The organism is Photorhabdus khanii NC19, from assembly GCF_000517265.1.
Classification (GTDB): Bacteria; Pseudomonadota; Gammaproteobacteria; order Enterobacterales; family Enterobacteriaceae; genus Photorhabdus; species Photorhabdus khanii.
In genome coordinates this window covers 42780-54742 of sequence record NZ_AYSJ01000002.1, presented here as the reverse complement: position 1 = coordinate 54742, position 11963 = coordinate 42780, and the positions used below count along the sequence as shown (strand labels likewise).

The window sequence follows — 11963 nt, the reverse complement described above, 5'->3', positions numbered from 1 at the left end:
TAAATCATGATCAATATTCCACTCTAACTAGATTAACGGTTATAGTGACGATAATTAAGTGAAACATTCTGCTGAACAACGATGTTGATGAAGGAGTAGCTATGACTTGGGAGTATGCACTGATTGGATTAGTGGTGGGTTTTGTTATCGGAGCGCTAGTCATGCGCTTTGGTAACACTAAGCTGCGCCAGCAGGGAGCCTTACAAACTGAACTGGAGAATAATAAATCAGAACTGGAAGTGTACCGTAAAGAATTAGTCGGCCATTTTGCCCACAGTGCAGAATTACTCGACAATATGGCCCGCGATTATCGCCAGTTGTATCAGCATATGGCCAAAAGCTCTCACGAGCTGATGCCGAATATGCCAGTACAAGAAAATCCATTCAATTATCGACTGACTGAATCAGAAGCAGATAATGATCAGGCTCCGGTTAAAATGCCTCCAAGAGATTACTCTGATGGCGCTTCCGGCCTGTTCCGCCCGGTTAATGAAAAAAACCAGTAACTATTTCTGCTGTGGCATGTTTTGTGCCACAGCATTAATTCCAAAGGCAAGATCTCTTCTCTATCCGCAAAAAGTTTTGTTTTTTTATTCTTCAATCATGTAAATCCTTGTAAAAAATCGTGCCAAGTCTGTTTGCCAGATGAACTTTACTTAATAATTAACAGTCATAGAGTAATCATGGCAACTTGCCCGAATTAACTTATTAGCCTTCTGGCTTAGGTATACAAGAGAACGAAATTAGATGAAAAGAAAAAACTTATTCCTTAGTGCGTTAGCAATCAGTATCGGGTTATCCGTAGCTTCCGTTCCTGCCATCAGTAGCGCTGCTTTACCTGCTGCTATTGCCGGTCAGGAGCTGCCAAGCCTCGCTCCGATGCTTGAGAAAGTATTGCCGGCAGTTGTCAGCGTGCATGTTTCCGGTACTCAGGTACAACAGGAGCAGAGTATACCGGAAGAGTTCAGGTTCTTCTTTGGCCCGAATCTGCCAATGGGCCGTGAAAGTACCCGCCCATTTCAGGGGCTTGGCTCAGGTGTCATCATTGACGCTGCCAAAGGTTATATATTGACCAACAATCACGTTATTGAGAATGCGGATAAAATCCGTGTGCAATTGAACGATGGGCGTGAATATGAAGCTAAACTGTTAGGTCGCGACGCTCAAACTGACATCGCCTTGCTGCAACTGAAAGATGCCAAAAATTTAACGGCAATCACAATAGCCGATTCCGATAAGCTCCGGGTTGGTGATTTTGCTGTGGCGGTGGGTAATCCGTTCGGTCTTGGTCAAACTGCGACTTCAGGAATTATCTCGGCGTTAGGACGCAGCGGTCTGAATCTCGAAGGGCTGGAAAACTTTATCCAAACCGACGCCTCGATTAACCGTGGTAACTCCGGTGGAGCACTGGTTAATTTGAATGGCGAGTTGATTGGTATCAACACCGCAATTCTGGCTCCAGGCGGCGGTAACATCGGTATCGGCTTTGCCATCCCAAGTAATATGGTAAAAACCCTGAGTGAGCAGCTTATTGCTCATGGTGAAGTCAAACGCGGTATTCTCGGTATCAAAGGTACTGAAATGAACGCCGATATCGCCAAAGCATTCAATATTGATGCCCAGCGCGGTGCATTTGTCAGTGAAGTATTACCAAAATCCGCGGCAGCGAAAGCAGGGATTAAATCCGGCGATATTCTGGTTTCTGTTGATGGTAAGAAGATCAATAGCTTTGCTGAACTGAAAGCCAAAATTGGTACAACTGTGCCAGGTAAAGAAATTAAAATTGGCTTATTGCGTAAAGGCAAACCAATGGAAGTTTCCGTTATTCTGGAAAACAGTGAAGGTCAAACCACCAAAGCTGGAAACCTAACACTTGCCCTGCAAGGCGCAACTCTCAGTAATGGCGAAGTGAAAGGGACTCTCGGTGTGAAAATCGATAGTGTCATGCAAAACTCACCTGCGGCGATGTCTGGTTTACAGAAAAGTGACCTGATTGTTGGGATCAATAATGAACGGGTACAGAACATTAACGAACTGCGCAAAGTTATTGATTCTAAACCTCCGGTAATAGCGCTGAATATTCTTCGCGGTGACGAGAGTATCTATCTGTTACTGAGAAATTAATACGTTTAGGTTGAAAAACGCTATCTAGCTCCAGCATAAGACACTGCATAATGCAGTGTCTTATGCAAAAGGAGTTTGCGATCGTCAAAAAAATGAAAGTGAACAATGTGAAAAATATGATAAGCCTGTAAGACGATTATCATTCCGAAGGCTTTCCTATTTTCTTAATTAAAAATTCATTTAACGAAACTGCGGAATTCTCCCCCTAAACGCGGAAGTTAAAAGAATTGGGGTTGGATGTAATAAGAAAGTACCTCCAACCTTATCGCTATTTTCTGGCATTTAATACATCTCATTCCCCATTATCAGGATTAAACAACCAGACGTTGATCACATTTCATACCATCCATTCAGACAGATAAATAATCTCTTGTGAAAAACATGAATAACATAATCCGCAAATAAATGATTTAACTGAATACGAACTAGATTATTTTCGGCGTTAATGTGATTTAACGCTTAAATACCCATTTAATCATTATAACCTTTCTGACTGATTAATCCTCGATAATTTTCACTATTGTAAGTGTAATAAATCGTTATTAAATTAATTTACCGTTCGATTTAAACAGATATAGGAGGATGGCGTTAAGTGAAAATCATATGAAGATCCTATTTTAATAAATAAACGATTTTATTTTGACAACAAAAACCTTTTTAAAATGATATTCACTAAATGCACATGCCATTTATTACTCTAAAATAGCCATTTTATTAAAAACAAGACAAAAACCATAAAATGGTAAAAAACCTCCAAGTGTACAGTAAATCTATTGCTAAAAAATTTTTATTTAAAACGGTGCTTTAAACAATAAAATGAATAGAATCCCGCCCTGTGCAGTTAATCTCATATTCTCGTTTAACTTTATCACCTTATTAATAAAATTAAAACCCACTTTCCCTAATGTTTTCTCTTCCAATGCCAGTATCGCATCGGATTTTGTATCCACTTTAAAAAATCCTTAATCAATTATTTTTACCTTTATTGATTAAAGTTTTTACCTATTTTTTCATGATACGCTTACCATCTTTTTCAGATTTTAAAACCAAGCTGACAGACAAAATAATGGCTTTTCTCAACTGCTAGTTTTATCACTTTAAGATAAAGCATATCTAATCTTACCTTAATGAAAACTCAGCAGTGATAGTCGGGGTGCTAAAAGTCAGCAACCTGAGATACAGCGTAATGCTGTGTTTGTTAATTTCGTATGTTATCCTACAGTTATTCATTAACTCACACTGAATAATATCCATGTTTGCCAAGTTACTGCGTTCTGCTTTTTTGGGATTACTTGTCGCTGTCATTTTGCTAATTACCGTTCCATCACTGCGCCCTACCGGGCTGGTATCCGCAATGTTCAGCAATCATAATGATGAAGTTCCATTCAGCTTTAATCAAGGTGTCCGCAAGGCAGCACCCGCAGTAGTTAATGTTTATAGCAGCAATATGGGCAGTTTTTCTCATGAAGGCAGAGAAAACCATACCCTCGGTTCCGGCGTCATCATGAGTGATAAAGGTTATATTCTCACTAATAAACACGTCATTAATAATGCAGGGCAAATTATTGTTGCATTACAAGATGGTCATTTTTATGAAGCCCTGGTCATAGGTTCTGACAGTTTAACGGATCTTGCAGTCCTGAAAATTGATGCCGAGAATCTGCCTGTCATTACTATCAATCCAGATAGAGTGGCCCATGTGGGGGATATCGTTCTGGCTATTGGTAACCCTTACAATTTAGGTCAAACTATTACCCAAGGGATTATTAGTGCTACCGGCCGCGTTGGATTAAGCCCTACCCGACGTCAAAACTTTCTCCAGACAGATGCTTCCATTAATCAAGGTAACTCCGGCGGTGCGTTGATTAATACCCTTGGTGAACTGGTGGGTATCAACACATTATCATTTGATAAAAGTGAAAACGGTGAAACACCAGAGGGGTTGGGTTTTGCTATTCCTACTGAACTCGCCACAAAGATTATGCAGAAACTGATTCGTGACGGACGGGTTATCCGGGGCTTTATCGGCATAACGTCACAGGAACTCCCACATATTCGTTCTTATAACGGCAATATTAATCAGATTCAGGGGCTACGGGTATTCCAGGTTACCCCAAATGGACCCGCCCAAACAGCTGGTATTAAGGTTGGTGATATCATTATCAATGTAAATAACAAACCTGCTATTTCTGCGGTTGAAACAATGGATCAAGTGGCTGAAATACGCCCAGGCAGCGTTGTTCCTGTAACTTTATTACGCAATGGGAAGATGCTGTCACTGCAAGTGACGATTGCAGAATTTGATGAATATTAATTAACCTGAACTTCGCTTAAGAAGGAAATTAAAGAATCTGAGATACGATCAAAGTTTTTGTCAAAGAAAATCCAAGACATCTCAGTCCGCTTGGTTTTTTGCTTAATATTCCTTCAATATAAAAGAAAGTATGCTACTATTCGCCGATGAAGAAAAAAAATACACCAACGCCACATGACGCTGTTTTTAAACAGTTTTTAAGTCATATTGATACCGCCAGAGACTTTTTGGAGATTCATTTGCCTGCGACATTACGGGCAGTTTGTGATCTGGATACATTGCGGCTGGAATCAGGGTCGTTTATTGAAGACAATCTGCGGGCGCATTATTCCGACATTTTGTATTCATTGAAAACGGCGCAGGGTGACGGTTACGTGTATTGCGTGATCGAGCACCAAAGTTCCCCGGACAAAATGATAGCATTCCGGTTAATGCGCTACAGTATTTCAGCAATGCAACGGCATCTGGAGCAGGGACATAAAAAATTACCGCTGGTTATTCCGGTGTTGTTCTATCACGGAAAAATACAGCCGTATCCGTGGAGCACCCATTGGCTCGACTGCTTCGATGCTCCGGCCCTGGCGAAGGAGATCTATTCCGGCGCATTCCCACTGGTAGATGTGACGGTAATCCCGGATGATAAGATCCTGACGCACAAACGGGTTGCACTACTGGAAATGGTGGTGCAACATCTTCTGCGGCGTGGTGTTGTGGCGGTAGGATGCAAGAATTGGTTACCCTGCTGACGTATGATTACTATACGGATGAGCAGTCCAAAGGGAGATAAACTACTTCCACAGGCGGGAGATACCGCCGATCCAGAACAGTTTATCCGGTATGAGGCAGAACAGTCCCAAGTAGTATGAGGAGGTACGTCAGAAAGCAGGCCAGGAAGGAGTGCAGGAAGGACGTCAGGAGGGACGTCAGGAAGGGCGCCAAGAGGCAACTTTAAAAATTGCTCATGCATTGTAAATAGCGGAATCGACCGGAAACGTGAGACACCCACCGGTCTGAGCGAGAACGAACTTGAGCAAATACGCCACTAACTTGTGCTGAAAGTTCTTAATTCGTATTCAACGATGCCTGTTAAGAGAGGATCTTACGGTGACTGTCAGACCAGTCACCGAAGTATGAGTATCGACCGTGAAACAGTGATGAAAATTACCGGGCTGAGCCAAAGTGAACTTGAACAAATGTCCGACAAACTTACTGTTGATACGTTATCGGCATAAAAATGCGTGAGTAAATGCACGAAACTCATAGAAGCGGCACATTTACATTCCAAGCGATAAGATGGAGTCTGAATCTACGTGCTTCTGAAATCTCTGTTCTTAAGCAGAGCTGAGATTAATTACTCAGTAAAATTTTCAATCACGGTCGTTAATGATGGGTAGATCGTAATAGCACATAAATGTTTTTTATCGGCTTGAGCCATGCACCCTACGGATACACTTTACTTCTCTACCCATCATCAACCTGGTTTTTTAAGCTACACCGCTTCCTGTTTCCAAATAAAGAAACAAAATCACTTTTCCGCTTATTTCACTCGTTCAATATCCGCACCAAGCCCGCGCAGTTTATCTTCGATATGTTCATAACCACGGTCAATATGATAGATACGGTCAACAACAGTCACCCCTTCCGCAACACAACCTGCCAGAACCAGACTCGCAGATGCCCGTAAATCAGTCGCCATTACCTGAGCACCAGACAACTTTTTGACACCATGACAAAGCACGGTATTGCTTTCAATTTCTGCATGAGCCCCCATACGAATTAATTCAGGGATATGCATGAACCGGTTTTCGAAAATAGTTTCGGTGATCATACCAACCCCTTCCGCAACCAAATTCAGCAAGCTGAACTGTGCTTGCATATCTGTCGGGAAACCGGGATGTGGAGCAGTACGTAATGTCACAGCCTTAGGTCGTTTACCGTGCATATCAAGGCTTATCCAGTCTTTACCAATTTCAATATCAGCACCCGCCTCACGCAATTTAGCCAATACTGCATCCAACGTATCAGGCTGAACATGACGGCAAACAACCTTACCACCGGATATCGCAGCCGCAATTAGAAATGTACCTGTCTCAATACGATCAGGTAATACCCGGTATACACCACCACCAAGACGTTCTACGCCTTCAATGATGATATGATCAGTACCTGCCCCTGTAATTTTTGCCCCCAAGGTATTGAGAAAATTGGCGGTATCTTCAATTTCAGGTTCGCGTGCCGCATTCTCAATAACCGTTGTCCCTTCAGCCAATGTTGCCGCCGTCATAATCGTGACTGTCGCCCCGACACTGATTTTATCCATCACAATGCAAGCCCCTTTCAGACGACCATTAACGGAAGCTTTAACGTAGCCCTCTTCCAGAACAATTTCAGCACCTAGCTGTTCCAGGCCACTGATATGCAGATCAACCGGACGTGCGCCGATAGCACAGCCACCAGGCAAAGAAACTTGCCCCTGACCAAAACGCGCGACCAAAGGGCCTAACGCCCAAATGGAGGCACGCATCGTTTTTACCAGATCGTAAGGCGCGCAATATTGATTCACACTGCGGGCATCCACAAAGACAGAACCATTACGTTCAATTTTGGTCCCAAGGCAATTCAATAATTTGATAGTAGTATCAATATCTTTCAGTTCTGGAACATTTTGCAATTCAACAGGCTCTTCAGCCAACAACGCGGCGAACAGGATTGGCAGTGCAGCATTTTTTGCCCCGGAAATAGAAACCTCACCCGACAGACGAGTTGGTCCCTTCACACGAAATTTATCCATCTGTGATGACTCTCTTAATATAATTTGCTGTTCGCGGCGAGGCAAACAGCATTAAAAACCGTTGAGCTTACGATCCCGTTTCCAATCATCCGGTGTATAGGCTTTAATTGACAGAGCATGAATACGATTGTCAGCAATGTATTCCATCAAAGGCGCATAAACGGCTTGCTGCTGTTTTACCCGGCTCATGCCGGCAAACATTTCACCAACCACAATAACCTGGAAATGGCTGCCATCTCCGTTAACGATGACTTCATCCAGTGCTAATTTATCCATTAGCACGTGTTTAATCTCATTAGTATCCATAATTGCTCAATTCTGTAGTTAGAAATAATAGACCGTCGTCCATCCTAATAGAATCCGACTTATTCTTAAACTATGAAAACACCCTTGTAACATTTCTGCTTACAAGGGCGCTGATTATACAGATAATTATAAGATTATCGGCTAGCTATCAATGATAATTTCTTGCAGATCGTAAAGTGTAATCAAGGTACTAAGCCGTTCACTGACGCCGGAAAAGAGCAATTTAACCCCTTCCTTTTGTATATGATGTTTAAAACGGACTAAAAGAGCCAACCCGGTAGAATCCACATGCTCAAGCTGTGACACATTGACGCCGTTGATACCGGCCAGTAATTTTTCTTTTTGCTGCCAGAGAGACAGCAAAGTGTCACGATCCAAAATACCTTTGAGGATCAATGTTTGCTCTACTTTTTCCCAACTCAAACACTCACTCATCTCACTTTTTCTCTTCCAGCGTAATTGGCTGACGAGCGCTGATTTCAAGTTGCTTAGTCAAACCATCAATACCTTGTTGACGTAAGATAGAAGCCCATTCACTCTGCTTAGTTGTAATCATACTGACGCCTTCAGCAATCATATCGTATGCCTGCCAGTAGCCAGTTTTACTGTTTTTACGCCACTGAAAATCAAGGCGAACTGGCGGGCGACCATTCGAATCAATGATAGTGACACGAATCGCAACGATATTGTTGTCTCCCAATGGTTTTTCAGGATCAATCTGATAAGTTTGATCGTGATACATTGCCAGAGCCTGCCCATAAACCTGCTCAAGGTAAGATTCAAATGCGGTAAAATAAGCCTCGCGTTGTGCTGGCGTCGAATCTTTATAGTAGCTCCCCAAAACTAATGCCCCAGCATATTTGATATGTACATAAGGCAGTAATTCTTCTTTCACCACCTGGCGCAAATAATCTGGATTTTGTCGAATCTGTGACTGACTATTCTTCAAGCGGGTAAACGTCTTTTCTGCCGCATCCTGCATCAACTTGTAAGGGTTCGTCTGATCAACTGCGCTAGCTAATGGCGCAACCACCAACAGCGCCACCATTAATAATCTCTTCAACATAATTGATTCCTCTCAATGATATTCAATTGCGGGTTGGTGCTGGAGTATGTTCTGCTCTACTCTGGGAGTTATCGCCCCCCTTATACAAGAATTGACCAATCAGATCCTCAAGTACCATTGCTGATTTAGTATCCTGCACACGGTCCCCCTCTTTCAGGATATTGGTTCCCATATCTGGATCTTCAAACCCCATATTCAGGGAAATATATTGTTCACCCAATAGACCAGAAGTACGGATGGAAAGAGAGCTGGTATCCGGGATGCGGTCATATTGCTTCACGATATCCAGTGCCACCTGCGGTGTATAAGTTTTTTCATCCAGAGAGATAGTTGCAACACGACCAATCACCACTCCACCAATTTTTACCGGTGAACGCACTTTAAGACCGCCGATATTGTCAAAAGTTGCGTACAAACGATAAGTCGGTTGGTTACCGACCGATTTAATATCTGCCACTTTCAAGCATAAAAAGACGATTGCAGCCAGTGCAATTAAGACAAAAAACCCAACCCAAACTTCAATTTTCTTGCTTTGCATTGACTTAATTCCCAAACATGAGTGCTGTCAGCACAAAATCCAAACCTAAAACGGCTAACGACGCATGAACTACCGTTCTGGTCGTTGCCCGGCTGATCCCTTCTGAGGTGGGGATCGCATCATAACCATTAAATAAAGCAATCCAAGTCACGGTAATGGCGAAAACGACACTTTTAATAAAACAGTTAAATAAATCTTTCTGCCACTCTATAGCAGACTGCATTGCAGACCAGAAAAAACCACTGTCGATCCCTTTCCAATCAACACCAACCACCGCACCGCCCCAAATACCTACCGCCACAAAAATCAAGGATAATAACGGCATACTGATAAACCCAGCCCAGAAACGGGGTGCTATCACACGCCGTAATGGATCTACCGCCATCATCTCCAGACTGGAAATTTGTTCCGTGGCTTTCATCAAACCTATTTCGGCGGTTAGCGCTGATCCTGCACGGCCGGCAAACAATAGTGCAGTGACAACCGGCCCCAGTTCACGTAACAGAGACAGCGCCACCATCATGCCAAGACTGGCTTCTGCGCTGTATGTTGTCAGTATCAGATACCCCTGTAAACCGAGCACCATGCCAATAAACAACCCTGAAACCATGATAATCAACAATGACCGAACACCCACGCTGTAAAGCTGTTGTCGGAGTAATGGCCATTGTCTGGCAGGTTCTGGCTTGCCAATTATCGCGCTAAAAAGCATAAAACCGGCACGGCCAAAAGAGGCGAACGCCTCAATAGCCCGCCTGCCAAGTGCCGCTAGCGCCTGTGTTAACATCAACATTCCACTATCCTAATAACTCAGTTTTATAATCCCCGGCCGGGAAACGGAAAGGTACCGGCCCATCAGCAATACCATCAAGAAATTGCCGTACCCGCCGATCAGAATTAGACTGCAACTGTTGAGCGGTACCCGCTGCAATAATCTGTTGTTCAGCCATAATATAAGCATAATCTGCAATGCTCAGAACTTCCGGCACATCGTGGGAAACAACCACACAGGTCACACCAAGCGCCTTATTCAGTTCATCAATGAGTTTCACCAAAACCCCCATCGTAATCGGGTCCTGACCAACAAAAGGCTCATCAAACATAATCAGATCAGGATCAAGTGCAATGGCGCGTGCCAAAGCAGCACGCCTTGCCATACCACCGGAAAGTTCAGAAGGCATCAAATTCGCGGCACCACGTAACCCAACAGCCTCCAATTTCATCATGACCGTCGTCTGTATAATTTCTTCAGGCAGATTGGTATGTTCACGCAGCGGAAAAGCGACGTTCTCAAAAACATTCAGATCAGTGAATAATGCCCCGGACTGAAACAACATACTCATCTTCTTACGGGCAGCATATAAACGAGAACGAGATAAAGCAGGAATATTATCGCCATCAAACCAGATTTCTCCTCGTTCAGGACGCAATTGACCGCCAATCAACCGTAATAGTGTTGTTTTCCCTATGCCAGAAGGCCCCATAATTGCCGTGACTTTTCCCTTGGGCACCGCCAGATTAATATCAGCAAAAATCGGACGGTTACCACGGGTAAAATACATACCACGGATCTCGATGAGATTTGCTGTTTGTTGACTCATTATTGATAACCCTTAACGGTTTATAAATTGGCTTTATATTTGGTTCACATATTAATCACATATACTACAAAAAAACTGGCGAGTTTTCGCCACTAAAGTTGTGACAAATTTTACTTTTCCACCCGTCGCCGTCAGAATATACCTCATCTAACTGAACAAACAATTTTTGTTTAAGAAATCAACCAACGTTAATATTAAATTCGGAATATACCTTACAAGGGATGCTTCATGCTTCTGACCTTTTTACTCTTAATTACTGGGTTGATTTTACTGGTATATGGTTCCGATAGATTAGTATATGGCGCTGCCATTTTTGCCCGTACTCTGGGGCTGCCTCCCTTTATTATTGGCATTACCATTGTCGGCATCGGAACTTCTTTGCCCGAATTAATGGTTTCAGTTACTACCATGCTAGATAGTCAACCTGATATGGCTGTTGGTAATGTTATTGGTTCCAACATTACCAATCTGCTGCTGATCACCGGTGCTGCTGCATTTATTCGCCCTCTGGAAGTAAAATCAGATATGTTGCGGCAAGAACTGCCTTTAATGCTGCTGATCACCGCTTTCTGTGGTTATTTGATGAGTGATAACTATCTTAGCCGGATGGATGGGTTAGTATTACTGGTTTCTGCCATTGTATATATATTACTGATGATAAAAATGGCGGCTTTGCCACGCCGTGCCGAAGCTGATATTTACACACAAGAGCAGGTTTCTGAATTACCGTTGGAAGGCAATAAACGCATTGCCCTGCTTTGGATACTATTAGGGCTGATTATTTTACCTATGGCAACCCGCATGGTTATTGATAATGCGACGGTTATTGCCCGCATTTATGGTATTAGTGAATTAGTTATCGGACTGACTGTGCTTGCGGTCGGTACCAGCCTGCCAGAATTAGCAACCGCTATTGCAGCCGCGTTCAAAGGAGAAGATGATATTGCATTCGGGAATATTATAGGTTCGAATATATTCAATATATCAATTGTTTTGGGCCTTCCCGCATTACTCTCACCAGCAGCCATTTCACCTCAATCTTTCCACCGTGATTTTTGGGTCATGATGGTAGCCAGCACAATATTTGCTGCATTTTGTCTGGGTCGTAAACATCGGTTAAACCGATTTAAAGGTGTCCTGTTATTAAGCTGCTTTATCGCTTATTTTATCGTGCTGTTTATTTTCAATTACAGTATTGAATAAACACAAATCAGTAGGAAAAA

At 42.9% G+C, this 11963-nt stretch carries 11 protein-coding genes and 1 pseudogene; 5 read left to right on the top strand and 7 right to left on the bottom strand.

What is annotated here, in order from left to right; all coding sequences use genetic code 11:
- Positions 1–101: 101 nt before the first annotated feature.
- The 4 genes and pseudogenes from zapG to PTE_RS00270 all read left to right on the top strand — a co-directional run bounded on the left by zapG (position 102) and on the right by PTE_RS00270 (position 5484).
- Complete coding sequence (gene zapG, locus PTE_RS00285; protein ID WP_036842135.1) at positions 102–506, top strand: Z-ring associated protein ZapG; 405 nt, start codon at positions 102–104, stop codon at positions 504–506.
- Between the two features lie 241 nt (positions 507–747).
- The gene (degQ, locus tag PTE_RS00280) at positions 748–2124 is read left to right on the top strand and encodes a serine endoprotease DegQ (protein ID WP_036842134.1); all 1377 of its coding nucleotides are present in this window, start codon (positions 748–750) and stop codon (positions 2122–2124) included.
- Positions 2125–3376: 1252 nt separating this feature from the next.
- Positions 3377–4438 (top strand): outer membrane-stress sensor serine endopeptidase DegS, encoded by a 1062-nt coding sequence (gene degS / locus PTE_RS00275; protein ID WP_036842132.1) that lies wholly within the window; start codon positions 3377–3379, stop codon positions 4436–4438.
- A 146-nt stretch (positions 4439–4584) separates the two neighbouring features.
- Positions 4585–5484, top strand: a pseudogene (locus PTE_RS00270) (Rpn family recombination-promoting nuclease/putative transposase).
- 491 nt (positions 5485–5975) lie between these two features.
- Here the strand turns inward: PTE_RS00270 and murA are convergent.
- From murA to mlaF, 7 genes are all read right to left on the bottom strand, one after another.
- Positions 5976–7229, bottom strand: a complete 1254-nt coding sequence (gene murA, locus PTE_RS00265; RefSeq protein ID WP_036842130.1) for a UDP-N-acetylglucosamine 1-carboxyvinyltransferase — start codon at positions 7227–7229, stop codon at positions 5976–5978.
- A 51-nt stretch (positions 7230–7280) separates the two neighbouring features.
- Positions 7281–7535 (bottom strand): BolA family iron metabolism protein IbaG, encoded by a 255-nt coding sequence (gene ibaG, locus PTE_RS00260; RefSeq protein ID WP_036842129.1) that lies wholly within the window; start codon positions 7533–7535, stop codon positions 7281–7283.
- A 141-nt stretch (positions 7536–7676) separates the two neighbouring features.
- Entirely contained in the window at positions 7677–7970 is a 294-nt protein-coding gene (mlaB, locus tag PTE_RS00255) for a lipid asymmetry maintenance protein MlaB (RefSeq protein ID WP_036842126.1), read from the bottom strand.
- 1 nt (position 7971) lies between these two features.
- Complete coding sequence (gene mlaC / locus PTE_RS00250; RefSeq protein WP_036842125.1) at positions 7972–8601, bottom strand: phospholipid-binding protein MlaC; 630 nt, start codon at positions 8599–8601, stop codon at positions 7972–7974.
- A gap of 22 nt (positions 8602–8623) precedes the next feature.
- The gene (gene mlaD / locus PTE_RS00245; protein WP_036842124.1) at positions 8624–9139 is read right to left on the bottom strand and encodes an outer membrane lipid asymmetry maintenance protein MlaD; all 516 of its coding nucleotides are present in this window, start codon (positions 9137–9139) and stop codon (positions 8624–8626) included.
- A 4-nt stretch (positions 9140–9143) separates the two neighbouring features.
- Positions 9144–9926, bottom strand: a complete 783-nt coding sequence (gene mlaE, locus PTE_RS00240; RefSeq protein WP_036843411.1) for a lipid asymmetry maintenance ABC transporter permease subunit MlaE — start codon at positions 9924–9926, stop codon at positions 9144–9146.
- 10 nt (positions 9927–9936) lie between these two features.
- Positions 9937–10740, bottom strand: coding sequence for a phospholipid ABC transporter ATP-binding protein MlaF (mlaF, locus tag PTE_RS00235; RefSeq protein ID WP_036842123.1), 804 nt, complete (start codon positions 10738–10740; stop codon positions 9937–9939).
- Positions 10741–10968: 228 nt separating this feature from the next.
- Here mlaF and PTE_RS00230 point away from each other — a divergent pair, with 228 nt between their 5' ends.
- Complete coding sequence (locus tag PTE_RS00230; protein ID WP_036842122.1) at positions 10969–11943, top strand: calcium/sodium antiporter; 975 nt, start codon at positions 10969–10971, stop codon at positions 11941–11943.
- Positions 11944–11963: the final 20 nt, after the last annotated feature.

Coding starts and splice junctions, on each gene's coding strand:
- murA (WP_036842130.1), bottom strand. CDS start 7,229: ATGGATAAATTTCGTGTGAAGGGACCAACTCGTCTGTCGGGTGAGGTT.
- zapG (WP_036842135.1), top strand. CDS start 102: ATGACTTGGGAGTATGCACTGATTGGATTAGTGGTGGGTTTTGTTATC.
- mlaE (WP_036843411.1), bottom strand. CDS start 9,926: ATGTTAACACAGGCGCTAGCGGCACTTGGCAGGCGGGCTATTGAGGCG.
- mlaF (WP_036842123.1), bottom strand. CDS start 10,740: ATGAGTCAACAAACAGCAAATCTCATCGAGATCCGTGGTATGTATTTT.
- ibaG (WP_036842129.1), bottom strand. CDS start 7,535: ATGGATACTAATGAGATTAAACACGTGCTAATGGATAAATTAGCACTG.
- mlaC (WP_036842125.1), bottom strand. CDS start 8,601: ATGTTGAAGAGATTATTAATGGTGGCGCTGTTGGTGGTTGCGCCATTA.
- PTE_RS00230 (WP_036842122.1), top strand. CDS start 10,969: ATGCTTCTGACCTTTTTACTCTTAATTACTGGGTTGATTTTACTGGTA.
- degS (WP_036842132.1), top strand. CDS start 3,377: ATGTTTGCCAAGTTACTGCGTTCTGCTTTTTTGGGATTACTTGTCGCT.
- mlaD (WP_036842124.1), bottom strand. CDS start 9,139: ATGCAAAGCAAGAAAATTGAAGTTTGGGTTGGGTTTTTTGTCTTAATT.
- mlaB (WP_036842126.1), bottom strand. CDS start 7,970: ATGAGTGAGTGTTTGAGTTGGGAAAAAGTAGAGCAAACATTGATCCTC.
- degQ (WP_036842134.1), top strand. CDS start 748: ATGAAAAGAAAAAACTTATTCCTTAGTGCGTTAGCAATCAGTATCGGG.